The sequence below is a fragment of the Enterobacter cloacae complex sp. IR5418 genome, from assembly GCF_049238105.1.
Classification (GTDB): Bacteria; Pseudomonadota; Gammaproteobacteria; order Enterobacterales; family Enterobacteriaceae; genus Enterobacter; species Enterobacter hormaechei.
Window position 1 is genome coordinate 62,349 of the sequence record NZ_JBMKHS010000017.1, and the last position, 24,878, is coordinate 87,226.

Annotated in this window: 23 protein-coding genes and 1 pseudogene; 12 read left to right on the plus strand and 12 right to left on the minus strand. The window is 58.0% G+C overall.

Translation table 11 applies throughout. From position 1 onward, the window contains the following. Position 1: 1 nt before the first annotated feature. The 5 genes from ACOTX7_RS14460 (at position 2) to ACOTX7_RS14480 (ending at position 5,363) form a co-directional block, all read left to right on the plus strand. Positions 2-685, plus strand: a complete 684-nt coding sequence (locus ACOTX7_RS14460; RefSeq protein ID WP_006809107.1) for a TVP38/TMEM64 family protein — start codon at positions 2-4, stop codon at positions 683-685. Continuing rightward, positions 682-1,860, plus strand: a complete 1,179-nt coding sequence (locus ACOTX7_RS14465; protein WP_407045032.1) for an ABC transporter substrate-binding protein — start codon at positions 682-684, stop codon at positions 1,858-1,860. Before ACOTX7_RS14460 ends, ACOTX7_RS14465 begins: the two co-directional genes overlap by 4 nt. Further along, the gene (locus tag ACOTX7_RS14470) at positions 1,833-3,362 is read left to right on the plus strand and encodes an ABC transporter permease subunit (protein WP_221255840.1); all 1,530 of its coding nucleotides are present in this window, start codon (positions 1,833-1,835) and stop codon (positions 3,360-3,362) included. The genes ACOTX7_RS14465 and ACOTX7_RS14470 overlap by 28 nt, the downstream gene beginning before the upstream one ends. Further along, positions 3,362-3,982 (plus strand): ATP-binding cassette domain-containing protein, encoded by a 621-nt coding sequence (locus tag ACOTX7_RS14475; RefSeq protein WP_205921052.1) that lies wholly within the window; start codon positions 3,362-3,364, stop codon positions 3,980-3,982. The genes ACOTX7_RS14470 and ACOTX7_RS14475 overlap by 1 nt, the downstream gene beginning before the upstream one ends. 73 nt (positions 3,983-4,055) lie before the next feature. Then, on the plus strand, positions 4,056-5,363 hold the full coding sequence (locus tag ACOTX7_RS14480) for a sulfurtransferase (RefSeq protein WP_221255839.1): 1,308 nt from the start codon (positions 4,056-4,058) through the stop codon (positions 5,361-5,363). Here the strand turns inward: ACOTX7_RS14480 and ACOTX7_RS14485 are convergent. Both ACOTX7_RS14485 and ACOTX7_RS14490 read right to left on the minus strand, forming a co-directional pair. Further along, complete coding sequence (locus ACOTX7_RS14485) at positions 5,360-5,977, minus strand: CDP-alcohol phosphatidyltransferase family protein (RefSeq protein ID WP_221255838.1); 618 nt, start codon at positions 5,975-5,977, stop codon at positions 5,360-5,362. The genes ACOTX7_RS14480 and ACOTX7_RS14485 overlap by 4 nt on opposite strands. After that, a pseudogene (locus ACOTX7_RS14490) lies at positions 5,967-6,540 on the minus strand (carboxymuconolactone decarboxylase family protein). Before ACOTX7_RS14490 ends, ACOTX7_RS14485 begins: the two are co-directional and overlap by 11 nt. A 75-nt stretch (positions 6,541-6,615) precedes the next feature. Between ACOTX7_RS14490 and ACOTX7_RS14495 the strand changes: the two are divergent. Continuing rightward, complete coding sequence (locus ACOTX7_RS14495) at positions 6,616-7,032, plus strand: pyrimidine (deoxy)nucleoside triphosphate diphosphatase (protein ID WP_006809114.1); 417 nt, start codon at positions 6,616-6,618, stop codon at positions 7,030-7,032. Here ACOTX7_RS14495 and ACOTX7_RS14500 read toward each other — a convergent pair. Continuing rightward, a complete protein-coding gene (locus ACOTX7_RS14500) occupies positions 6,992-7,264 on the minus strand; it encodes a YnjH family protein (RefSeq protein ID WP_006809115.1) in 273 nt (90 codons plus the stop codon). The genes ACOTX7_RS14495 and ACOTX7_RS14500 overlap by 41 nt on opposite strands. Before the next feature lie 225 nt (positions 7,265-7,489). Here ACOTX7_RS14500 and gdhA point away from each other — a divergent pair, with 225 nt between their 5' ends. After that, positions 7,490-8,833, plus strand: a complete 1,344-nt coding sequence (gdhA, locus tag ACOTX7_RS14505; RefSeq protein WP_006809116.1) for an NADP-specific glutamate dehydrogenase — start codon at positions 7,490-7,492, stop codon at positions 8,831-8,833. A 32-nt stretch (positions 8,834-8,865) separates the two neighbouring features. On the opposite strand, the gene ACOTX7_RS14510 is transcribed toward gdhA, so the two are convergent. The 6 genes from ACOTX7_RS14510 to ACOTX7_RS14535 are packed head-to-tail and all read right to left on the minus strand — an operon-like array spanning position 8,866 to position 14,599. Beyond that, the gene (locus ACOTX7_RS14510; protein ID WP_006809117.1) at positions 8,866-9,126 is read right to left on the minus strand and encodes a DUF202 domain-containing protein; all 261 of its coding nucleotides are present in this window, start codon (positions 9,124-9,126) and stop codon (positions 8,866-8,868) included. Then, a complete protein-coding gene (locus ACOTX7_RS14515) occupies positions 9,123-9,518 on the minus strand; it encodes a YidH family protein (protein WP_006809118.1) in 396 nt (131 codons plus the stop codon). The genes ACOTX7_RS14510 and ACOTX7_RS14515 overlap by 4 nt, the downstream gene beginning before the upstream one ends. Continuing rightward, the gene (locus tag ACOTX7_RS14520; RefSeq protein ID WP_032653253.1) at positions 9,499-10,383 is read right to left on the minus strand and encodes a MurR/RpiR family transcriptional regulator; all 885 of its coding nucleotides are present in this window, start codon (positions 10,381-10,383) and stop codon (positions 9,499-9,501) included. The genes ACOTX7_RS14515 and ACOTX7_RS14520 overlap by 20 nt, the downstream gene beginning before the upstream one ends. 56 nt (positions 10,384-10,439) lie before the next feature. Continuing rightward, on the minus strand, positions 10,440-11,297 hold the full coding sequence (locus tag ACOTX7_RS14525; protein ID WP_221813525.1) for an aldose epimerase: 858 nt from the start codon (positions 11,295-11,297) through the stop codon (positions 10,440-10,442). A gap of 4 nt (positions 11,298-11,301) precedes the next feature. After that, positions 11,302-13,050 carry a sulfatase gene (locus ACOTX7_RS14530; protein WP_221813527.1) on the minus strand — a complete coding sequence of 583 codons (1,749 nt, stop codon included), beginning with the start codon at positions 13,048-13,050 and terminating at the stop codon, positions 11,302-11,304. 13 nt (positions 13,051-13,063) lie between these two features. Then, entirely contained in the window at positions 13,064-14,599 is a 1,536-nt protein-coding gene (locus tag ACOTX7_RS14535; RefSeq protein ID WP_421626102.1) for a PTS transporter subunit EIIC, read from the minus strand. Positions 14,600-14,752: 153 nt separating this feature from the next. Here ACOTX7_RS14535 and ACOTX7_RS14540 point away from each other — a divergent pair, with 153 nt between their 5' ends. Both ACOTX7_RS14540 and pbp4b read left to right on the plus strand, forming a co-directional pair. Then, positions 14,753-15,967, plus strand: a complete 1,215-nt coding sequence (locus tag ACOTX7_RS14540; protein ID WP_221813531.1) for an anaerobic sulfatase maturase — start codon at positions 14,753-14,755, stop codon at positions 15,965-15,967. Positions 15,968-16,080: 113 nt separating this feature from the next. Then, entirely contained in the window at positions 16,081-17,382 is a 1,302-nt protein-coding gene (gene pbp4b / locus ACOTX7_RS14545; RefSeq protein ID WP_221813544.1) for a penicillin binding protein PBP4B, read from the plus strand. A gap of 51 nt (positions 17,383-17,433) precedes the next feature. On the opposite strand, the gene ACOTX7_RS14550 is transcribed toward pbp4b, so the two are convergent. The 3 genes from ACOTX7_RS14550 to ACOTX7_RS14560 form a co-directional block, all read right to left on the minus strand. Beyond that, positions 17,434-19,341, minus strand: coding sequence for a DNA topoisomerase III (locus ACOTX7_RS14550; RefSeq protein ID WP_221255836.1), 1,908 nt, complete (start codon positions 19,339-19,341; stop codon positions 17,434-17,436). Positions 19,342-19,345: 4 nt separating this feature from the next. Continuing rightward, positions 19,346-20,389 (minus strand): selenide, water dikinase SelD, encoded by a 1,044-nt coding sequence (gene selD / locus ACOTX7_RS14555; protein WP_006809126.1) that lies wholly within the window; start codon positions 20,387-20,389, stop codon positions 19,346-19,348. A gap of 116 nt (positions 20,390-20,505) precedes the next feature. Further along, on the minus strand, positions 20,506-21,057 hold the full coding sequence (locus ACOTX7_RS14560) for an NAD(P)H nitroreductase (protein ID WP_205924047.1): 552 nt from the start codon (positions 21,055-21,057) through the stop codon (positions 20,506-20,508). A gap of 167 nt (positions 21,058-21,224) precedes the next feature. Here ACOTX7_RS14560 and sppA point away from each other — a divergent pair, with 167 nt between their 5' ends. The 3 genes from sppA to pncA all read left to right on the plus strand — a co-directional run bounded on the left by sppA (position 21,225) and on the right by pncA (position 24,811). Continuing rightward, entirely contained in the window at positions 21,225-23,081 is a 1,857-nt protein-coding gene (sppA, locus tag ACOTX7_RS14565; RefSeq protein WP_421626103.1) for a signal peptide peptidase SppA, read from the plus strand. A 62-nt stretch (positions 23,082-23,143) separates the two neighbouring features. Next, positions 23,144-24,160 (plus strand): asparaginase, encoded by a 1,017-nt coding sequence (gene ansA / locus ACOTX7_RS14570; protein ID WP_032673734.1) that lies wholly within the window; start codon positions 23,144-23,146, stop codon positions 24,158-24,160. Between the two features lie 9 nt (positions 24,161-24,169). Continuing rightward, the gene (gene pncA / locus ACOTX7_RS14575; RefSeq protein ID WP_006809130.1) at positions 24,170-24,811 is read left to right on the plus strand and encodes a bifunctional nicotinamidase/pyrazinamidase; all 642 of its coding nucleotides are present in this window, start codon (positions 24,170-24,172) and stop codon (positions 24,809-24,811) included. Positions 24,812-24,878 lie beyond the last annotated feature (67 nt).

Below are 24,878 nucleotides of genomic sequence, written 5' to 3' on the forward strand. Positions count from 1 at the left end.
AGTGAATATTAAAAAAATCAGTTTCCTGTGCGCCCTTCTGGGCGCATTTGTTTTGATCGTTGTTTTGCTTCCACCGGGCACGCTTTCCCTCGACACGTTAAAAATCCACCAGCGGATGTTGCTTGCCCGGGTCGAACAGGCTCCCCTTCAGAGTGCGCTGCTCTATTTTGTGGTTTACGTTCTGGTCTCCGCGCTGTCGATACCCGGGGCCGCGCTTCTGACGCTGCTCGGCGGAGCGCTTTTCAGCCTGTGGGAGGCGACACTGCTGGTGTCATTTGCCTCGACGCTCGGCGCCACGCTTGCCATGCTCGTCAGCCGTTACCTGCTGCGCGACTGGGTGCAACGGCGCTTTGCTGCACAGATGAATACGATCGATGCGGGAATGGATCGCGACGGCGCGCGCTACCTTTTTGCCCTGCGCCTGATGCCGTTGTTCCCGTTCTTTCTGGTCAATCTGCTGATGGGGCTAACCCGTCTCAGGGTGCGTCACTACTGGTGGGTCAGCCAGCTTGCGATGCTACCCGCTACCGTCATCTATCTGAACGCCGGACGCGAACTGGGGAAACTCACCTCGCTGCGCGATATTCTGTCGCCGGGAGTGCTGTTCGCCTTTACACTATTAGGGTTATTGCCACTGGCCACTCGCTGGCTGTTTTCCCGTAACATCCCTTCGATTAAAAAGTGAGGCATTATGCGCCGGGTGCGTTTTTGCGCGTTCTGACGAGTCTGCTGCTGGCCACGTCTGCCTTCGCCGCAGAGAGCTGGCAATCCCTTCAGCAACAGGCCAACGGGCAGACCGTCTGGTTTAACGCCTGGGGCGGCGATGAGGCCGTTAACCGCTACCTCGACTGGGTAAGCGGCGAAATGAAAACGCACTACGCCATTAACCTGAAGATCGTACACCTGGCCGATGCCGCCGACGCGGTGAAGCGGATCCAGACGGAGAAGGCCGCAGGACGTAGCAGTAACGGATCGGTGGATCTGCTCTGGGTGAACGGGGAAAACTTTCGCACGCTGAAAGAGGCCAACCTGCTGCTCACCGGCTGGGCGCAAACCCTGCCCAACTGGCATTACGTCGATACCCGTAAACCGGTAACGGAAGATTTTGCCATCCCGACCGATGGGGCGGAATCCCCGTGGGGTGGCGCGCAGTTAACCTTTATCGCCCGGAAAACGAGCATGCCGACACCACCGGCAGATCCCCATGCGCTGCTGGTTTACGCTCAACAGCACCCTGGCAAAGTGAGCTATCCGCGACCACCGGATTTTACCGGCACCGCGTTTCTTGAGCAGCTGCTGCTGGCGCTGACCGCCCATCCGGAGGCGTTAAAAAAAGCGCCGGACAGTACCTTTGCACAGGTCACCGCGCCGCTGTGGGACTATCTTGATACCCTGCATCCCCTGCTGTGGCGCGAAGGGAACGATTTTCCTCCGTCGCCTGCGCGCATGGATACACTGCTGGCCAGCGGCAGCCTGAACCTGTCGCTCACCTTTAACCCCGCCCATGCGATGCAAAAGGTGGCGAACGGTGAACTGCCTGCCGACAGCTACAGTTTCGGCTTTCTCAAAGGCATGATCGGCAACGTCCATTTTGTCGCTATCCCGGCAAATACCCGCGCGAGCGCAGGCGCGAAGGTGGTGGCGAATTTCCTGCTGTCACCGCAGGCGCAGATCCGCAAAGCCGATCCTGCCGTCTGGGGTGACCCGAGCGTGCTGGATGGTGCAAAACTGCCCGCGAAAGCGGCAAAACAGCTGCGCGCCTTTACCCCCTCAGGCACACCAGATGTGCTGCCCGAACCGCACGCCGCCTGGGTTAACGCTCTGGAGCAGGAATGGCTTCGCCGCTACGGTACCCGCTAAGCGGCCTGGTATGGGCGGCAATGGTGGTCATCTATCTGCCACTGCTTCCCGCCAGCGGCATGCTGCTGGCCCCGGCGTTTTCTCTCGTCAACTGGGCGTCGCTGTTTGCCGACCCACAGCTGCCGCAGGCGCTGGCCGCCACGCTGGTGTCAACGCTCATCGCGACGCTTGGCTCACTGTTTATCGCCCTGAGCCTGCTTGCGCTTCTCTGGCCGGGTGAAGGCTGGCAGCGCCTGAGCACCCGTCTGCCGTGGCTGTTAGCGGTGCCGCATGTCGCCTTCGCCACCAGCGCGCTGCTGCTCTTTGCGGAAGGGGGACAGTTTTACCGGATCTGTACAGTCTGCTCGCCGCAGCTTGACCGTTACGGTATCGGGCTTGGCCTGACGCTTGCGGTCAAAGAGAGCGCGTTCGTTTTGTGGGCGATCTACGCCGCGCTGCCTGAAAAGCGCCTCGCACAGCAGAAAATCGTCCTGCATACCTTCGGCTACGGACGAATGCAGGCGCTCTGCTGGCTCATCCTCCCGGCAATCGCCCCCGCGCTGGGCGCCGTGATGCTGGCGGTGCTCGCCTGGTCGCTTTCCGTGGTGGATGTGGCGATCGTGCTCGGGCCGGGCAACCCGCCTACGCTGGCGGTGCTGGCCTGGCAGTGGCTCACCCAGGGCGACGCGCAGCAGCAAATAAAGGGAACATTGCTGTGTCTGGTGTTGCTCCTGCTGCTGGTCGCGCTTGCCGCGGTGGGATACGGCCTCTGGACGGCATGGCGGCGCGCCCGGCCTGACATCGCCGGGGTTCGTCGCGCTTCGAATACCGCGTTGCCCGCACGGACGCTGGGCGGGTTACTGCCGCTGTGCGGCCTGCTCTGTTCGCTGGTTCTGCTGATGCTGGCACGCCGGAACGACATCGGCCCCGTCAGCGACAGCCTTTCACTGGGACTGCTGTCCAGCCTGACAGCGCTGGCCATCCTCATGCTCTGGCTTGAGTGGGGTCCCCAGCGCGGCGCGGTGTGGATCTGGCTGCCGCTTGCCCTTCCGGCGCTCCCCCTCGTCTCCGGGCAGTATGCCGTGGCGCTGTGGCTGGGCATCGATGGCCAGTACGCTGCGGTGCTCTGGAGCCATATGCTCTGGGTTCTCCCGTGGATGCTCCTGGTGTTGCAACCGGCCTGGCGCAGGCTCGATCCCCGGCTTATCCTCACCGCCAGAACGCTGGGCTGGCGACAGGCGAAAATATTCTGGCTGGTGAAATGCCCGCTGATGATTCGTCCGGTCCTGCTGGCCTTTGCCACCGGCTTTTCCGTGAGCATGGCCCAGTACATGCCCACCCTCTGGCTGGGGGCGGGACGTTTCACCACCCTGACGACGGAGGCGGTCGCCCTCAGCAGCGGCGGCAGCATTCCGATCCTCGCCAGCCGGGCGCTGGGTCTGTTGCTGTTGACCAGCAGCGTATTTGCCCTCGCCGCGCTGCTCTCCCGGCTCATGGGCCGTCACAGACAAGGATTACGGTAATGCTGAACGTGAAAAATCTCACCATTGCGCCGCTCTTACGTGAGGTCAACTTCCGCGTCCCGGCGGGGGAGATTGTCACGCTGATGGGTCCTTCCGGGAGTGGGAAATCGACCCTGTTTGCCTGGATGGTGGGGGCGTTATCCGCTGATTTTAAGGCGCACGGCGAGCTGTGGCTGAACGATCGTCGCTGCGACAGGCTCCCCGTGGAAACGCGCGGGATCGGCATTCTGTTTCAGGATGCCCTGCTGTTTGACGCCTTCAGCGTGGGGCAAAACCTGATGCTGGCGCTGCCATCGCACCTTACCGGGCGCGCGCGGCGCGACGCGGCAGAGCAGGCACTCGAAACTGCCGGGCTGGCAAACCACTACGCCAGCGATCCGGCGACCCTTTCCGGCGGCGAGCGCGCCCGGGTGAGCCTGTTGCGCGCCCTCCTCGCCCAGCCGCAGGCATTACTCCTCGACGAGCCGTTTAGCCGCCTTGATAAAGCGCTGCGTACCTCATTTCGGGCCTGGGTTTTCGAGACTATCCGTGAGCGTAATATTCCGGTGGTACTGGTCACGCATGATGAGGAAGATATTCCGCCCGGCGGGGAGGTGATTGAGATTTCTCGCTGGCAATAATGTGCTAACGCAATGTTTTTGGCTTCAGGAGAGACGACAATGCCATCCTCTTTTAATGACGTCAGGTTTTTCGATGAAACGTGTTTCTCAACTGACCGCGCTGGCCCTGATCTGCGGCCTCGCCTCACTCTCCTCCATGGCGGCTGATATGCCCCACTCCCTCACGCTGGCCCAGCTCCAGGCGCAAAACGGCGCGGTAATTGATACGCGCATCAGTGCGTTTTATAACGGCTGGCCGCAGACCCTGAGCGGAACCTCCGGGCATGAACCCGCCGCGCTTAATCTCTCTGCCCGCTGGCTTGGGGCAATGAGCGATGAACAGCTCAGCGGCTGGGCAAAACAGCATCGGCTGACACCCGACATGCCGGTTGCACTCTATGGCAACGATGCTGACAACCAGACCGTCAAAACGCGGCTGGAGAAAGCGGGCTTTACCCACGTTTCCACCCTGAGCGATGCCCTGCAACAATCCGACCGTCTGCAACGTCTGGCGCATTTCGAACAGCTGGTTTATCCGCAGTGGATCCGCCAGTTGCAGCAGGGCAAACCGGTTACCGCCGCACCAGCCGGGGAGTGGAAGGTGATCGAGGCGGGCTGGGGTGCGCCGAAGCTTTATCTCCTGAGCCACATTCCCGGCGCGGGCTACATCGACACCAACGACGTGGAAAGTGAACCACTGTGGAATAAGGTCTCTGACGAAAAGCTGAAAGCGATGCTGGTGAAGCACGGGATCCGCCACGATACCACCGTCATTCTGTACGGTCGCGACGTGTATGCCGCCGCGCGCGTGGCGCAGATCATGCTCTACGCGGGCGTGAAGGATGTGCGAATTCTTGATGGCGGCTGGAAGGCGTGGTCCGACGCAAACCTCCCCGTTGAACGCGGTACGCCTGCAAACGTGAAGCCAGCCCCTGATTTTGGCGCGCCGATCCCGGGACAACCACAGCTGATGGTGGATATGGAGCAGGCCCGGGGAATGCTGCACCGTCAGGATGCGTCGCTGGTGAGTATTCGTTCCTGGCCAGAGTTTATCGGTGAAACCAGCGGCTACAGCTATATCAAGCCAAAAGGTGAAATTGCCGGGGCGCGCTGGGGCCATGCGGGCAGCGACGCGACTCACATGGAAGATTTCCACAATCCGGACGGCACCATGCGCAGCGCCGACGACATCGCTGCCATGTGGGAAACGTGGAATGTCCTGCCGGAGCAGCACGTTGCCTTTTACTGTGGTACCGGCTGGCGGGCGTCTGAAGCCTTTATGTACGCCCGCGCCATGGGCTGGCAGAACGTTGCCGTCTACGACGGCGGCTGGTACGAATGGAGCAGTCACCCGCACAACCCGGTCTCCACCGGCGAGCGCGGACCGGAGAGCACACGCTAGCGGGGGAGTGACTTCAGCGTGATATAACCGCTCCAGATGCGCGTTGTGGTGGTCAGCCAGCACAGCGCGCCAAACGCCCAGGCGAACAGCGCGAAATGCGCCGGAAACAGGCAGCACAGCACAAACAGCGCGATCGTCTCCGTTCCTTCCGTTAATCCTCCAATGTAATAAAGCGACTTGTGCGCATAGCCGGGGTTGTCGATATCATGCTTCCCCGCCAGCGCGGCAAAGGCCAGAAAGCTGCTGCCCGTCCCCATAAACGCGAACAGCAGCCAGGCGGCGGCTATCGCATTGTCAGCCGGTGCAGCAAGCGCAAAGCCAAACGGCACCAGGGCGTAGAACAGAAAGTCGAGGGCGATATCAAGGAACCCTCCCGCATCCGTCATGCCACGGCGACGCGCCAGCGCACCGTCCAGCCCGTCCAGCAACCGGTTCAGCACAATGGCGACCAGCGCCGCCGGATACCAGCCCAGCGCCAGAAACGGTAACGCCAGCACGCCAATCGCAAACCCACCGAGCGTTAATCCATCGGGCGTGATAAAGGGTTTATCCAGCGCGGCGGCCAGCTGATTTAACCCGGGCTTCAGCCGGGGGTGCAGATGTTTATCCAGCATGCGGTTTACCTTTAAACGTGGCGCACAGCCCCTGCTCCGGGATATCCAGCGCGGCGTTAAAGCGGGCGGAAAGATTCTGAAAGGCAATCAGGGCCGTCATTTCGGTGATGGTCTCTTCCGTAAAGTGGCGCTTCAGCTGGCTTTTGATATTTTCATTCCACCTGCGGCGGCGTGGCGGTGACCGCTTCGGCAAAGGCCAGCGCCGCCCGCTCCTCCTCGCTGAACAGGGTGGAATGTTGCCAGTCGCTAACGGCCTGCACTTTATCCAGCGCCCCACTCCGCTCCGCCAGACGCAGGCTGTTGGCATCGATACAAAATGCACAGTGACAGATCTGCGAGACCCGCGTCATCAGCAGCGAACGCAAAACCGGCGTCAAACGCGCCTTGCGCCGCTCAAGATAGCCGACAAAAAGCGCCACCAGCCAGAAAAGACGCGGCATACGCCCCCACCAGCGGGTGGGGTTAAGCACCGCGCCAAAGTGTTTTTTCTGCATGGCGGCGATGGGGCTAAGACTGACGGGAAGGGTTTTCATGGGCGCAACCCAGGCGGATGTCTCTTTCACCTGATTCTCCTGATGACTGGACTCTTGGAAAGGGCACGATAATATGTCGGTTTTCGCTATTAATTATTGACGAACATGCTGAAAACACTCGATGTGGTTGCGGCCATCCTTGAAAAAGAGGGCAAGATTTTACTGGCGCAGCGTCCCGAACATGCCGATCAGCCAGGAATGTGGGAATTTGCGGGCGGTAAGGTTGAAGCCGGTGAGACCCAGCCGGAAGCGCTGATCCGCGAACTGCGTGAAGAACTCGGCATTGAGGCCGTGCCCGCGCAGTATGTGGCAAGCCACCAGCGGGAGGTGTCGCAGCGGCTGATTCACCTCCACGCCTGGCATGTGCCTGAGTTTAGCGGTGAGCTGAAGGCGCATTATCACTCGGCGCTGGTATGGTGCACGCCAGAAGAGGCGTTCACGTATGATTTAGCCCCGGCGGATATACCGTTGCTGGACGCGTTTATTCTTTTACGCGACGCCAGACCAGCGGGTTCGTACTGAGGGTGCGCTCATCACGCTGGCACTGCAACAGCACGCCATCCGCCCTGACCACCGCCCCTTCTGAATAGTTTTGATCCTGATAGATACAGCACTGATTACACGGCTGAGCGCGCTGGCCACCGGCGCTAAAGACCTCTGGCGGCACGTTCACCTCGACATCCGGGCGGATGCGGTCAGCCAGCGCCCCGGCGGATAACATCAGACATAACGCGGCCATTGCGTAACGGTTCATAGACTTTATTTCCTTTGCATCGTTTATATCTATAACGGTCGATTCGGACGGGATCTTTAATTTATCTCGTCATCGCTTTTGGTTATGACGTGCGCCCTGTCATTAATTTCCCTTTCGGCATAAATTTCTGCTTGCCTCTCAAAGCGGTACGGGTGGTATAGTCAAAAAAACGACACAAAACATCTACGCCACACGCATACATTATTATAAGAGGTTCTTATATCTATGGATCAGACACGCTCTCTGGAAAGCTTTCTTGCCCATGTTCAGCAGCGCGACCCGCACCAAAGCGAGTTTGCCCAGGCCGTTCGTGAAGTCATGACCACCCTGTGGCCCTTCCTTGAGGAAAATCCGCGTTACCGTCAGATGGCACTGCTTGAACGTCTGGTGGAGCCGGAGCGCGTCATCCAGTTCCGCGTGGCATGGGTGGACGATCGCAATCAGGTGCAGGTCAACCGCGCGTGGCGCGTGCAGTTTAACTCCGCCATCGGGCCGTTTAAGGGCGGGATGCGCTTCCATCCGTCAGTAAACCTGTCGATTCTGAAATTCCTCGGCTTCGAGCAGACCTTTAAAAATGCGCTCACTACCCTGCCAATGGGCGGCGGTAAAGGCGGGAGTGATTTCGATCCGAAAGGCAAAAGCGAAGGCGAAGTGATGCGCTTCTGCCAGGCGCTGGTCACTGAGCTTTATCGCCACCTTGGGCCGGACACCGACGTTCCTGCCGGGGATATCGGCGTGGGTGGGCGTGAAGTGGGCTTTATGGCCGGGATGATGAAAAAACTCTCCAACAACAGCGCCTGCGTCTTTACCGGCAAAGGCCTGTCGTTTGGCGGCAGCCTGATTCGCCCGGAAGCGACGGGTTACGGTCTGGTCTATTTCACCGAAGCGATGCTCAAGCGTCACGGGCTGAGCTTTGAGGGGATGCGCGTGGCGGTCTCCGGCTCCGGCAACGTGGCGCAGTACGCGATCGAAAAAGCGATGGCGTTTGGTGCGCGCGTGGTGACCGCCTCCGACTCCAGCGGTACCGTGGTGGATGAAGCTGGCTTTACGGCTGAAAAACTGGCGCGTCTGTGCGAAATCAAAGCCAGCCGTGACGGTCGGGTCGCGGATTATGCCCGTGAATTTGGCCTGACCTATCTGGAAGGTAAACAGCCGTGGGGCGTTCCGGTGGATATCGCCCTGCCGTGCGCGACGCAAAACGAACTGGACGTGGACGCTGCCCGGACGCTGATTAGCAATGGCGTGAAAGCGGTAGCGGAAGGGGCAAATATGCCCACCACCATTGAAGCGACCGATCTGTTCCTGGAAGCAGGCGTGCTGTTTGCACCAGGCAAAGCGGCCAATGCTGGCGGCGTGGCAACATCCGGTCTGGAAATGGCGCAAAATGCCGCGAGAATGGGCTGGAAGGCAGAGAAAGTGGATGCCCGTCTGCACCACATCATGCTCGATATTCATCACGCCTGCGTGGAGTACGGCGGCGAGGCGTCTCAGACCAACTACGTGCGCGGGGCGAATATCGCCGGGTTCGTGAAGGTGGCAGATGCGATGATCGGGCAGGGTGTGATTTAACCGCGATTCGCCCGGCGATATGTTTCGCCGGGCTATAAACGTACCACTATTCCGGCCAGCAGTAGCGCGCCACTTCCGGTAACCAGCAGTGAAACAACGCTGTGTCTGCGCATTATGCCGCATAACATCCCCAGCCCCACAGCCAGCAACACGACAGCACTCACCATATGCAGCGGTTCACCGAAGCGTAGCCAGTGACGCAGACAGAGCAGCGCCGGAACCAGCGTCGCCCATCCGGTACGACGCCACGCCAACAGCGTTCGCTCTGGCTGGAAACCTGAATCGCGGTTCACGGCACCCCCTGCCACAGCAATACCGCAAGCAGCAATCCTGACAACAGGATAAAGCCACCCAGCAGAAGCAACACGCGCGTATAGGGGAGATCGCTTCCCAGACGCATCGCATATTCATTGTGACGCCAGCGCCGCCAGGCAATGATCCCCAGCGCGGATGCGACGCTCAGCAGCAGCGCGGAAAGGAGCATGCGCAACCCTACGGAGGAAAGCTGTGGTGAAAATTGTTCTATTCCTACCGCCCCCGCCATCAGCGCCAGCGCGGTGCGGATCCACGCCAGGAAGGTGCGCTCATTCGCCAGCGTAAAACGGTAGTCTGGCGTTTTGCCCGCCAGCCACCATTTACCGCGCGGGCGTGGAGGAAAAGACGAATTATTCTCCTGAAGACTCACGTTTGATTCTTTCCTTAATCAACAGTTCTTTTATGGAAAGGCCGGTTGACGCACTGTCGCGCAGATTATGCCGGGTGATTTCGGTGCAAAGGAATTCGATAATAAAAAGCTGAGAAAGTCGTGTGGCGATAGAATCCCCCTGAAACGGCCCTGCGCTGCCGCAGGTTAGCAGCCAGTTATCGGCAAGCTCCGTCAGCGGCGACTGGAGGTTATGGGTGATCGCCAGGCAATGCGCCCCGGCCTTACGCGCCAGCCGGAAAGCGTTGACCACCTCTGGCGTTTCGCCCGAGTGTGAAAAGGCTACGACCAGATCTTCCGGCTTAAGATTGGCGAGCTTCAGGGTCATCGTAAAACGATCGGTGTAAGCCTCTGAGTCAATGCCCTGGCGGTTCATTTTGTCCCGGGCTTCCATGGCTGACAGACCGGATGCGCCGAAACCCACAAACAACACCCGGCTGGCCGTCAGAAAACGATCAACGACCGGATGCACGACCTTCATATCCAGCAGACCGATGGTTTCTTTGACTGTCGTCTCCAGCGTTAGCGCAATTTTCTGCGCCACCTCATTTCGTGAATCATCCAGGAAAATGTCCGGCGAGACAGGCAACGGCTGCTCACTCTCCTCAAGCAGTTCACGCTTCAGCGCCGCCTTGAGATCGAGCAGGCCGCCATAGCCAATCCTTTTGCAAAAACGCACGATCGTTGCCTCACTGACCTGAATCGCCTCCGCCAGCCGACTTACTGGCATCTGTGCCACCTGAGCCGGTTGCTCCAGAATAAACCCGGCGATACGGCGATCGGTCTCACTTAAGCCACCCAAAATATTGCTGATATAGACCCGCACGTTTTCCCGATTCACGCTCATGGCGACGTTTCGCTCCTTTTGCGATAAAGACTGCCCGTATTCTGGCAATCCCCCGCTCATGCGTCCACCGTAAAGCGCAACCGGACCGTAAAAGTCTGGCTTTCTCCCGCGGTCAGATGCCGCATACCGCGTTTATTCCTCGTCTGTCCGTCGGCATCCGGGGCATCGGTGGTGCCCGCTAACGGCTCAATGCAGAGTAAATCGGCCCCCGGCACGCCCCACAGGGCCAGCCAGGGCTGTTCGCCCGTCTCCAGCGTTAAGGCGAGCGTACCGTCGGGGGCGCGAACGTGGATCACCCGGTGCTGACATTCGCCGAAATAGACAGCCCCCGCAGCGAAGCATGCCCTCGCTAGCGCAAAGCGTGTGGTATCCCGCTGTTGTCCGCCAGTATTTAGCGTGCGATCGCAGGTAAAGAACGGTCCGCTTACCGCAGCGCTAAATTCCACCCACCAGCCGGGGCGGGAGGCAATGGCCAGGGCAAAACCAGGATGCCAGCCAGCCGAGTAAGGCAACGTTCGGCTGTCGTCATTAAAGACCGTCTGTCGAAAAGTCAGTCCACCGCCGTCGAGAGAGAGTGTCTGCCGCACCCGCCAACGGCGCGGCCATTGTTTCAGCGTCTGCGCCGTGGAGCAGGCTTCCAGCGTCAGCGTATCCGACGTCTGCTCCACGCAATAGAACGTTTGCTCGCGCAGAAAACCATGTGCCGGGAGCGGCCAGAATTCGCCGTCCAGCCACAGCCCGTCGTGTATGAGTCTCCCGACCACCGGAAATAACGGCGTGGCCGTATGGTTCCAGACCGCCGCCTGCGGTTGCCATAGCCGCTCAGTACGCGTTTGTTTATGCCAAAGACTGACCAGCTCACCGCCTGTGGCCTGCACCGTTGCCGTGTAACGTTGGTTTTCAAGTGTCCACATGCCGTTATTCTGTCCGTAACAACAATCGGGTCTGGTAAACCAATGCCCGATGCCGATCGCCACTAAAAAACGCGTCGATCAGGGTAAAAATATCGGCCTCGCGGAGTGTTTTTCCCGCCGGGAAGTGCGCCAGTAAATCGTGGTGGGCAATCCCATCCGCCTTCCCGGCACGGAGGAGAAAACGCAGCGCTTCTTCCACGCCATGGTGTTCGCACCCGGCCAGGACATTCAGCCGTGACCAGCGCCCGGCGAAAGCCGCCTCGCGCGTTGCGCTAATGGTGTCCAGTTCGAAACGGGCATATAACTCTGAGGGTGCATCATGCGCCTGCATCATCGCGCGCATTGCCTGTGCGTAATGCAGCGTTTTTTCGCTATCCGCAAGCGAAACCATTTGTCCCGGATCGACGTGCAGATCAAACAGCTTATCGCCGAAGCGCCACGGGTTGAGATAACCGAAGGTCGCCGGGATCTGCATCACCTGCGCCCCTTGAGTAAAATCGAAACCCGGATGGAGCGTAATATTTTGCAGTTCGCTGACGTTAAACATGCTGTCGATTCGGGTTGGCATTAAGGTGTATTCGTACAGACTGTCTTTACCCTCTTCCCGAGGACAGCGCATATAGACCCAATTACCGTCGGTAATATTGATGTGGCCGCCAAAATAGCCGAACAGGGCGTAGTCACGCACCGGCCTGTCATGCGCCACGGCTTTACCCAGCGGCTGGCCGGTCATCGTCGCCGGGCGCGGCAGATGAAAATAGTCGAGCAGCGTAGCGGGAATATCGATAGTCTGCGCCAGCGCCTGCCGCCTCACGCCGTATTCGCGGCTACGTGGATCGCGGATGAAAAATGGCGTATTCGCGATTTCGTTATAGACCGGCATAATATTTTTGCCCCACCACTGGTGCTCGCCGAGCAGGAAACCGTGATCGGTGCAGACGATAAAGAGCGTATCATCCCACAGGTTGAGCGCCTTCAGTTTATCCATCACCTGGCCAAGGTAGTCATCGCACATGGTCACCAACGCCTGGTAAAACTTCCGAACCTTTTCGTCATTCTGCCCGCCCGGTGCGCCGCAGTAATACGGTACCCAGCCGTCAAATTCATCGGCAGTGCAGCCGTACTGCGCGAGGTATTTTTCCGGTACAAAGAACGGCTCATGGGGATCGAAACATTCGATCTGCAAAAACCAGTTATCCTGGTGCTGATTGGTTTCAAGGAAGTCCATGCCCGCCTGAATGGTACGATGCGTATAGTGATCTTCCTGCTCCGGCATCGCTGCGCGGTTGATCAGATCCTGCGTCATTCGTCCGCTGCGCCTGCGCAGGGTTTCTTCATCCTCCTGTCCCTGCCAGTGAATGGCCGGTTTTTCGACCTGACCTTTCCAGCGGTCCCCCTCCTGTCCGCGAATGAACTCAAAGGTGGTGTAGCGGGTATGGTATGTGGCTCCGCCGTCTCGCCAGTAGTGTTTGTGGTCGGTCACCAGATGCGTATGGATCCCCGCCTCACGCAAAGCCTGAAAGGTTGAGAAGTCGTAAGGCTCCATTGGCCCCCAGCTGCGATGCAAAAAGTTATAGCGACCAGTATGCAGCTCCCGTCGGGCGGGCATGCAGGGCATGCTACCCACGTAAAAGCGATCGAACTGCGCAGACTCCCGCGCAAGCCGGGTAAAATTGGGGGTAATCGCGTCGCCGCCATAGGGAGCAAGGTGGTTGCGGGTTAGCGTGTCGAACATCAACATGACTGCTTTCATAAGACGTCTCTTTTTATGAACCGATAAATTCTTCGACTTCGTTCTTAATCAGGGTGACATGGGGCCCGTACACTATCTGCACCCCTTCCCCACGAATAAACGCACCGCGGCTGCCGAGCCGTTTAAAATCGGCAATCGCGACATCTTGCGCATTCTTCACGGTTACGCGCAGGCGGGTGGCACAACAGTCCACGTCGACGATATTGTCGCGCCCACCCAACGCATGCACGATACCGGTGGCACGTTCATTGCCCGCCATAGCAATATCCACGGCATCCTCTTCCTTCTCACGACCGGGGGTCTTCAACTGTCGCCACTGGATCAGGAAGCGGAAAGAGAAGTAGTACAGACAGAACATCACCGCGCCGAGCGGCAGCATCAGCAGCCAGTTAGTTTTGGCGTTGCCCTGAAGTACACCAAACAACATGAAATCGATAAGCCCACCGGAAAAAGTCTGCCCGACAGTGATTTGCAGGATGTGAGTTAACATAAATGCCACGCCCGTTAGCACGATATGAACCCCGTAAAGCAGTGGCGCACAAAACATAAACGCAAACTCCAGCGGCTCGGTGATGCCGGTAACAAATGCGGTCAGTGCAGCGGAAAGCATCAGACTGGCGACCTTTTGGCGATTTTCCGGACGCGAGGTGTGGTAGATGGCCAGCGCCGCGCCCGGCAGACCAAACATGAAGTCGGCAAAGCGGCCCGCCATAAACCGCGACACGCCAATGTAGTATTCGGACACCGTAGGATCGGCAAGCTGAGCGAAGAAGATTTTCTGCGTTCCCTGGACCACCTGACCGTTAACCACCATCTCGCCGCCAACGCTGGTCAGCCAGAACGGCAGATAAAAAAGGTGATGCAGGCCGAGCGGAATCAAACATTTAAGGATCATGCCGTAGAACAACGTTCCCACGTAGCCCGTTTTTTCCACCACCCCACCCAGGTGACTGATACCAGCCTGAATATGCGGCCAGACAAAAAATAGCGCGACACCGAGAAAGATGGCGAAGAACGAGCTAACGATGGGCACAAGACGCGAGCCGCTAAAAAAGGCCAGCAGATCCGGTAACGCCGTTTTACCGAAGCGTTTTTGCACCCAATATGCCAGCAGGCCACTCATAATGCCGCCCATCACGCCGGTTTGCAGGCTGACGATCCCCAGCACGTTCGCTTGTCCTGCCGCGGCCAGATTATCCGACGCCAGCGTGCCTGAAAGGAGCAGCGAGGCGTTAATGGCCTTGTTCATGACAATGTAGCAGAGCACCGCCGCCAGCCCGGCTGTCCCTTTGTCGCTGCGCGCCATGCCAACCGCGATACCCACCGCAAACAGTAGCGAAAGGTTATCGAACACTACGCTGCCGCACAGTTTCATCACGGTAAATACGGTCTGAAAAAACGGGTTATCCAGCATCGGATAGGTCGAAAGGGTCACCGGATTGGTAAAGACGCCGCCAAAGCCCAACAACAGCCCGGCGGCGGGCAGAACGGCAATAGGTAGCATGAACGACTTACCCAGATTTTGTGCGCCCGCAAACAATTTGCTCATAAAAGCCCCTGATATTGGCGTAATGAAGTTTATGTTTCATGTTATTCGTGTTTATATGAAATCTATATTTCGATCGTTTTTTTTCTAAAGTCAAAACCCGGTGAGAGAAAAGTGAACAGCATCACCTTTTTTCGGGAAGGCTAAGGAGCCTGTATGAACCGTCCCTTTCATCTGATGGCAAAGTCGGTGAGCTATCAGTGCAACATCGCCTGCGACTACTGTTTTTATCTGGAAAAAGAGCATGGGACGCTTCAGCCCCGTCAGCCATCGCGACACATGGATGACGCAACGCTGGAGGCTTTTATCCGGCAGTACATTTCGGCGAACCCAGGGCCGGAGGTGAAATTCACCTGGCAAGGCGGAGAACCAACGCTGGCAGGCATTGCTTTTTATGAGCGGGCGCTGGGGTTACAGCGTCAGTATGCCGCCGGAAAACGCATCACCAACAGCATTCAGACCAATGGAGTGCTCATTGATGAAGCGTGGGCATCGTTCCTGGCCACAAACCATTTTCTGGTGGGACTGTCGATTGATGGCCCCGCCTGGTTACACGATCGTTACCGCAAAACCCGCAGCCAGGGCTCAGTGTTTGACAAGGTTGTCCGCGCCATGTCGCTACTGCAACAACACAATGTCGACGTGAATGTGCTGACCGTCGTAAACAACGTCACGGCCGAACATCCGCAGGAGATCTATCGTTTTCTCACCCGAGAGTTGGGGGCAAAGTTTGTTCAATTTATCCCTGCCGTTGAGCAACGACCGCTGGCGGAAAAATACGGTGAACTACTTTATCCTCAGTCACTTGCCGGAGGCTCCGTCACCGAATGGTCAGTATCCGGCGAGCAATGGGGAAAATTTATTAACGGCGTGTTCGACCTGTGGGTACGCCACGATGTGGGGCAGGTTTATGTCCAGCTGTTTGACAGCGCCCTTGCCGCATGGCTGGGGGAAACGCCCTCTTTATGCGTGATGCGCTCTTCATGCGGTTCTGGGCTTGTCGTTGAACAAAACGGTGACGTCTACAGTTGCGATCACTATGTTTACCCTGAACACCGCCTGGGCAATCTGCGCAGAGACAGCCTGGTAAAAATGGCGAACGGCAAAAAGCAGCGGAAGTTTGGTTTAGCGAAAGCAGCGGTATCCGCAGAGTGCATGCGCTGCGACTGGCGCTTCGCCTGCCACGGAGGGTGCCCGAAGCACCGTATCCATAAAAGCGGGCAGCGGTGGCACAACCATCTTTGCGCAGGCTATAAAGCCATATTCAGTCATATGGATCCGTACATGCGTTTTATGGCGAAGCAGATCCAGCACCGGCAACCCCCGGCAAACGTGATGATGGTGGCCGGGACGATCGCCAGCAGCGACTAATTCAAACCAACGGCCCTCTTGCGACGCAGGCATACTTTTTTCATGACCGTTCGGGTTTATGATTGTCGTCTGCTTTGCAGGCAAGAATGTGGGCTTACATTGAGGGAACGATGATGAAACCAGGTGTGATTTGTGCTTCTCTAATTGCGTTATCTGTATCGGCGTTTGCGGCCGATTATCCGGTATTAACCGATGCACCGCCGGAAGACGTGGGCTTTAATGCGGAAAAGTTAAACAAGCTTGACCGTTGGATCCAGCAGCAAGTGGATGCCGGATACCCGGGTATGGATGTGTTAGTGGTAAAAGACAATCATATTGTTTTTCAGAAGGCCTGGGGTTACGCCAAAAAATATGAGGGGTCGCATTTAGCCAGCCATCCTGTCATGGCCACCACGGACACGCTGTACGATTTGGCTTCCAATACCAAAATGTATGCAACCAACTTTGCGCTACAGAAACTGGTTTACGAAGGCAAAATAAACGTGACCGATCTTGTCGCGAAATATATCCCGGGGTTTGCGGATAACCCTACCGACAAAATTAAGGGGAAAGATGCCCTGCGTATTATTGATATTTTGCATCATACCGCTGGCTTCCCGGCCGATCCGCAATATCCCAACAAGCGCGTTGCCGGCAGCCTCTATTCTCAGGATAAACAGACCACGCTGGAGATGATTAAGCGAACGCCGCTGGATTATCCGCCAGGTTCAAAACATGTCTACAGCGATGTCGATTACATGATCCTCGGATTTATCATTGAGTCCGTTACCGCAATGCCGCTTGATGTGTATGTTGAGAAACAGATTTACCAGCCGCTCGGCCTGAAGCACCAGGTGTTTAACCCTCTGTTAAAAGGCTTTAAGCAACCACAAATTGCCGCCACCGAACTTAACGGTAACACCCGCGATGGTGTAATCAGTTTTCCTCATATTCGTACCAACACCCTCTGGGGAGAGGTACATGATGAAAAAGCCTGGTACTCCATGGGGGGCGTGTCAGGTCACGCGGGTCTGTTCTCAAATACGCAGGATATTGCCGTTCTGATGCAGACCATGCTTAACGGGGGACATTATGGCAACGTCACGTTATTTGATCAGAAAACGGTAGATGCGTTTACCCGTCGCTCGGCGGCAGATGCCACCTTTGGTCTGGGCTGGCGGGTTAACGGTAATTCATCCATGACGACGACCTTTGGCGTGCTGGCTGGCCCGCAGACGTACGGTCATACGGGCTGGACAGGCACCCTCACCGCCATCGATCCCGTAAAACATATGGCGATTGTCATTCTGGGCAACCGACCGCACTCGCCCGTCGCTGACCCCAAAATGAATCCGAATGTTTTCGTCAGCGGAACGTTGCCTGCGGCGACATACGGATGGATTGTCGATCAGATCTATGGCGCGCTGAACGAGTAAACGCCACCTTTCTTGCCGGGTGGCGGCTACGCCTTACCCGGCCTGAGAAAATTATGCTGCGCTTTTCTTCTTTTTGAACGGCTTTTTCGCCCCGCCGCCCGGGGCGACCATGCCCCGGAATCGCTGCACCGGCGTACTGCGCGCCTGGTCAATCAGCTGATAAAGCGTCCCTACCAGCGGCTGCATAAAGTCCTGGTAACGGCACTGCTTTTCGCTGATCTGCGTCAGCACCGACTCCCAGTGCGCCGTCATGTCCGGCCTTGCCGCCAGTTCAGGGAGGGAGTGGATGAGCGCCCGGCCCGGCTCTGTTGAGTGGATGTAGCGCCCCTTTTTCTCCAGGAAGCCACGCTTAAAGAGCAGCTCGATAATCCCCGCGCGGGTTGCTTCCGTACCCAGACCGTCGGTGGCGCGCAGGATCTTCTTCAGATCTTTATCCTGCACAAAGCGGGCGATACCGGTCATGGCCGACAGCAGCGTCGCGTCGGTGAAATGGCGCGGCGGCTGGGTCTGACGTTCAACCACTTCACCTTTTTCACACAGTAGTTCGTCATCTTTCGCCACCACCGGCAGCGGCGTGCCGTCATTCTCCTCGTCGCGCTCTTTGTTGCCGAGCAGCGTGCGCCAGCCCGCTTCAGCGAGGAAACGCGCTTTGGCGATAAATTTGCCTTTGGCAATTTCCAGTTCAATCACGCACTTGCGGAACACCGCGTCCGGGCAGAACTGCATCAGATACTGTCGCGCGATCAGGTTATAGACCTTCGCTTCGTTGTCGGTCAGGTTGACGTTGCTGGTGCGCGCCGTCGGGATTATCGCGTGGTGGGCATCGACTTTTTTATCGTCCCAGCAGCGGTTATGGGTATCCGGGTTTACCGCTGATTGTGGCAACAGATCCGGCGCATGGACGCCAATGGCATTCATCACCGAGTGGCGCCCGGCGAAGTGTTCTTCCGGCAGATAGCGGCTGTCCGAACGCGGGTAGGTGATCAGCTTGTGGGTTTCATAGAGCTTCTGGCAGATATCGAGCACGTTCTGCGCGCTCAAGCCAAACTTTTTTGCCGCCTCAATCTGGAGTGCGGAAAGAGAAAACGGCAGCGGCGCGGGTTCTGATTCCCGTTTATCGTTATAGCTGGTGACAATCGCGGGCTGACCGGTAATACGGTTGACCACGTGCTCCGCCAGCGGACGATGCAGCAGCCGTCCCTCTTCGTCCTGATATGATTCACAGGCATCGCTCGGCTGCCAGACGGCGGTAAAGCGTTCGTCTTTCGGGGTGACGATATGCGCTTTGACTTCGAAGAAGTCTTTGGCAACGAAATTTTCGATCTCTTCGTCGCGACGCACCACCAGCCCCAGCACAGGTGTCTGGACGCGGCCCACGGAGAGCACGCCCTGATAGCCCGCATTACGCCCGAGAATGGTGTAGGCGCGGGTCATGTTGATCCCGTACAGCCAGTCCGCGCGGGCACGCGCCAGCGCGGAGACACACAGGGGAATAAATTCGCTGTTGGCGCGCAGGCGCGAAATGGCCCGCTCCACCGCCTGCGGGTTGAGGTCGTTGATCAGGCAGCGCTGCACCTGCTGGCGCTTTTCCGGCGCCAGCTCCAGGTAGTCCAGCACTTCATCGACCAGCAGTTGCCCTTCCCTGTCCGGGTCACCCGCGTGGACCACTTCCGTCGCCTCATGCAGGAAGCGCTTAATAACGTTGAGCTGTTTGGTGACGGAAGGACGCGGTTGCAGACGCCACTTTTCCGGCACAATCGGCAGATCGTTAAGATTCCAGCGGGCATAACGGCTGTCGTAGACATCCGGCTGCGCCTGTTCAAGCAGGTGACCGATACACCAGGTGACCACCTGCCCGTTACCGCATTCGATAAAGCCGTCGCCTTTGCGATGCGGCTTGGGCAGCACATCGGCGATGGCGCGCGCCAGACTCGGCTTTTCGGCAATAAACAACCGCATCGAGTTAACGGATCTCAATCATCGGGCGGCCACCGCGGGCGGTCACCAGCTCACCAATGGCCGTGAGGGTGATGCCAAACTCGGCAGCCGTCGCCTGTACGTCAGCCTCTGCTTCCGGCGTCACCGCCAGCAGCAGGCCGCCGGAGGTTTGCGGATCGCACAGCAGGTTGCGCCACGCTTCCGGCATTTCGCCCATCAGGTGACCATAGCTGGCGAAGTTGCGCTGCGTTCCGCCCGGCACCGCGCCCAGCGCAATGTACTCTTCCACGCCCGGCAGCTTCGGCACGTCCTGATACCAGACCTGCGCCTGTACGCCCGCGCCCTGACAGACTTCAGAGAGGTGGCCCAGCAGACCAAAACCGGTCACGTCGGTCATGGCCTTCACGCCGTCAATACTGGCGAAAGCCGCCCCGGCGAGGTTCATCTGACACATCACTTCCGTTGCCAGACCGATATGCTCAGGTTTCAGCAGGGATTTCTTCTCAGCGGTGGTCAGTACGCCAATGCCCAGCGGTTTGGTGAGGAACAGTTTGCAACCCGCCTGCGCCGTGCTGTTGCGCTTCACGCGTTCAGTCGGCACCACGCCGGTGACGGCCAGGCCGAAGATCGGCTCCGGCGCATCAATAGAGTGCCCCCCGGCCAGGGCAATCCCCGCCTGCTGGCAGGCAAAGCGTCCGCCTTCGATCACGTCGCGGGCGATTTCCGGCGGGAGGGTGTTGACAGGCCAGCCCAGAATGGCGATCGCCATAATGGGTTTGCCGCCCATCGCAAAGATATCGCTGATGGCGTTGGTGGCCGCAATGCGCCCGAAGTCGAACGGGTTGTCGACAATCGGCATAAAGAAGTCAGTGGTGCTGATAATGCTGGTGCCGTTACCTAAGTCATAAACCGCTGCATCGTCACGCGTTTCGTTACCGACAAGCAGGTTCGGGTCGACAAACTTCGCCTGTTCACTGTGCAGAATGGTCTCCAGCACTTTCGGGGAAATTTTACAACCGCAACCGGCTCCGTGGCTGTATTGCGTTAAACGAATGGTTTGCTCGCTCATGGACGTCTCCTGTCATCTCAATCGCGCTATGGTAGCGCTCATTCCATAAAGAGGTAAGTATGACTGTCTGAATTCTGCGGCGGATGCTCAGAATCCAGACAGTTTAGCGCGTGGGATTAAAAACGGCTGACGAAAGGGGTGGTGTCCGGCACGCTAATGGTGCTGGAGGCTTTAAGCTGCGGGGTACCGAGATAGAGGAAGCCGACAATTTTATCGTGCTCACCACAGGAGAAGCCTTCCCGCACGGCGGCGCTCTCAGTCAGCGGCCCGGTACGCCAGATGCCGTTAAAGCCCTGCGCGACGGCGGCCATCTGCATTGCCATTACCGCGCAACCGGCAGACATCTCCTGCTCCCAGACCGGCACTTTATGGTCAGCCTGGCATTTTGCGACTACCGCGATGATCATCGGCGCCCGGAACGGCGCGCTGCGGGCTTTATCAATCCCCTTTTCATCCTGGCCTGCGGCAACCGCCCCCTGCTCCAGCAGCTGGCTGAAGCGGTCGCGCCCTTCGCCTTCAATAATAAAGAAGTGCCACGGCTGCAATGTGCCATGGTCCGGCGCACGCATTCCGGCACGCAGAATGTTTTCCAGCTGCTCACCGACGGGTGCCGGTTCGGCCAGACGGGAAGCGCTACGACGGTTAACAAGCAGTTCAAGTGCGTCCATTGGTTAACTCCTTTCATGAAATTTACTCACAAAATTAACACGACAGCAGAATTTGTTACAGCGTGGCAGGCGATTCCTGCTGACAAGTGGCGGTTGGGTCATTACGATAACCGCACATTACCGTCCCGTGGCGACGGAAACAGTCCTTTTCTGGTTAGGGAGAATACATGCGAACCCTTTGGCGAATCTTTGCCGGTTTCTTTAAATGGACGTGGCGACTGCTCAACTTCGTCCGCAACCTGGTGATGAATATCTTCTTCATCTTCCTGGTACTGGTATGCGCAGGTATCTGGATGCATATCAGCAACGCAAACCAGTCGCAGCATTCGACGCGCGGCGCACTGTTACTCGATATCACCGGGGTGATTGTTGATAAGCCGTCTACCAGCAACCGTCTGGGCGTGATTGGCCGCCAGCTGTTTGGCGCAACGTCAGACCGACTCCAGGAAAACTCCCTGTTTGATATCGTCGAGACCATCCGTCAGGCCAAAGACGATCGTAACATTACCGGTATCGTGCTGGATCTGAAAGACTTTGCTGGCGCCGATCAGCCGTCAATGCAGTACATCGGTAAAGCGCTGCGCGAATTCCGCGACAGCGGTAAGCCGGTGATTGCCGTTGGCGACAGCTACACCCAGGGGCAATATTATCTGGCGAGCTTTGCCAATAAAATCTGGCTTTCGCCGCAGGGCGCGGTCGATCTGCATGGCTTCGCCACTAACGGTCTGTACTACAAATCGCTGCTCGACAAGCTGAAAGTCACCACGCACGTCTTCCGCGTCGGGACCTATAAATCCGCCGTGGAGCCGTTTATCCGCGATGATATGTCCCCGGCCGCCCGTGAAGCGGACAGCCGCTGGATTGGCGAGCTGTGGCAGAACTACCTCGGCACCATTGCCGCTAACCGTCAGATTACCGCGGAGCAGGTCTTCCCGGGCGCGCGCGGCGTGCTGGACGGCCTGCGCAAGGTGGACGGCGATACGGCGAAATACGCGCTTGATAACAAACTGGTCGATCAGCTGGGTTCCAGCGCTGAAATTGAAAAAGCGCTGACCAAACAGTTCGGCTGGAGTAAAGAGGACAAAAACTACAGCGCTATCAGCATGTATGACTACGCCGCGAAAAAGCCGGACGACAGCGGTGACAGCATCGCCGTGGTGTTTGCTAACGGCGCCATTATGGACGGCGAGGAGACCCCGGGGAACGTCGGCGGGGACACCACCGCATCGCAGATCCGCGATGCGCGCCTCGATCCGAAAGTGAAAGCGATTGTCCTGCGGGTGAACAGCCCTGGCGGCAGCGTTAGCGCCTCTGAAGTGATCCGTGCTGAACTGGCCGCCGCACGCGCCGCGGGCAAGCCGGTCGTGGTCTCGATGGGCGGCATGGCGGCTTCCGGGGGTTACTGGATCTCAACGCCAACCAACTACATTGTGGCTAACCCAAGCACGCTCACCGGTTCGATTGGCATCTTCGGGGTGATCAACACCGTCGAGAACAGCCTGGATTATCTCGGCGTCCACACCGACGGCGTTTCCACCTCGCCGCTGGCGGATGTGTCTGTCACCAAATCCCTGCCGCCTGAGGTGTCAGAGATGATGCAGCTCAGCATTGAGAGTGGCTATAAACGTTTCATCACGCTGGTTGCGGACTCCCGTAAAAAGACGCCCGATCAGATTGACCAGATCGCTCAGGGCCACGTCTGGACCGGTCAGGATGCGAAGAGCAACGGTCTGGTGGACAGCCTGGGTGACTTCGATGACGCCGTGAAGAAAGCGGCCGAACTGGCGAAGCTCAAGCAGTGGCACGTGGACTATTATCAGGACGAACCGACGTTCTTCGATATGGTCATGGACAGCATGTCCGGCTCCGTCCGCGCCATGCTGCCGGACGCGCTTCAGGCTTATCTGCCGGCGCCGGTGGCGACTGCGGCAAAAGCCATGAAGGCGGAGAGCGATAAGCTCGCAGCGTTTAATGATCCACAAAGCCGTTACGCGTTTTGCCTGACCTGTGCGAACGTGCGTTAAAAACCGTCCCCTCTTCCCGTGAAGAGGGGATTTTTTCTTTTGAAGAACAAGAACTCATTACCATGCAGAAGAAATCAATTTATGTCGCCTATACCGGCGGTACCATCGGTATGCAGCGCTCAGAAAATGGCTATATCCCGGTTTCCGGTCACTTGCAGCGCCAGCTGGCGCTGATGCCTGAATTCCACCGTCCGGAAATGCCGGACTTCACCATCCACGAGTATGAGCCGCTGATGGACTCCTCCGACATGACGCCGGAAGACTGGCAGCATATTGCGGACGATATTAAAGCCCATTACGACCAGTACGACGGCTTCGTGATCCTGCACGGCACCGACACCATGGCGTTCACCGCCTCGGCGCTCTCCTTCATGCTGGAGAACCTGAGCAAGCCCGTGATTGTGACCGGCTCGCAGATCCCGCTGGCGGAACTGCGTTCAGACGGGCAGATCAACCTGCTTAACTCCCTGTACGTGGCTGCCAATTATCCGATCAACGAAGTGTCGCTGTTCTTCAACAACCGGCTGTATCGCGGGAACCGTACCACAAAAGCACACGCCGACGGCTTTGACGCGTTTGCCTCACCTAACCTGCAACCGCTGCTGGAAGCGGGGATCCATATCCGTCGTCTGGGCACGCCGCCCGCGCCAAATACCGCAGGCGAGCTGATTGTTCACCCGATCACCCCGCAGCCGATTGGCGTGGTGACGATTTATCCGGGCATTTCCGCCGACGTGGTGCGCAACTTCCTGCGCCAGCCGGTGAAAGCGCTGATCCTGCGCTCCTATGGGGTGGGTAATGCCCCGCAGAACGGTGAGTTCCTGAAAGAACTTCAGGAGGCGAGCGATCGCGGGATTGTGGTGGTCAACCTCACCCAGTGTATGTCCGGTAAGGTCAACATGGGCGGCTACGCCACCGGTAATGCCCTGGCGCACGCAGGCGTGATCAGTGGTTTCGATATGACCGTTGAGGCAACGCTGACTAAACTTCACTATTTACTGAGTCAGGATCTGGATATTGATTCCATTCGCCGCGCCATGATGCAAAACCTGCGCGGTGAACTGACGCCGGACGAATAAGGAGTTCCTATGAAGCAACGCGCCCTGTTACTGGTCGATTTGCAAAATGATTTCTGTGCGGGCGGTGCGCTGGCCGTCGCGGAAGGCGACAGCACCGTCGACGTGGCAAACACGTTAATTGAGTGGTGTAAGGCTCGTGGTGAAGCGGTGGTGGCGAGTCAGGACTGGCATCCGGCAAACCACGGCAGCTTTGCCAGCCAGCACAACGTCGAGCCTTACAGCCAGGGCGAACTGGACGGGCTGGCGCAAACCTTCTGGCCGGATCACTGCGTGCAGCAGACGGAAGGCGCTGAGCTGCATCCGCTCCTCAATCAGAAGGCCATCGACGCGGTGTTCCATAAAGGTGAAAATCCGGCTATCGACAGCTATAGCGCGTTTTTTGATAACGGGCACCGCCAGAAGACGGCGCTGGACGCGTGGTTACGCCACCATGAAATCACCGAGCTGATTGTGATGGGCCTGGCGACGGATTACTGCGTGAAGTTCACCGTGCTGGATGCGCTCCAGTTGGGCTATTCCGTGAATGTCATCACCGACGGCTGTCGTGGGGTGAATATTCAGCCGCAGGACAGCGCCCAGGCATTTATGGATATGGCCGCGGAAGGCGCAACGCTGTATACGCTGGCTGACTGGATGGAGACGCAGGCCTAAGCGTTTTTAGCCGGGTGGCGGCTTCGCCTTACCCGGCCTACTTTCTCTGGTTTTGTAGGCCGGGTAA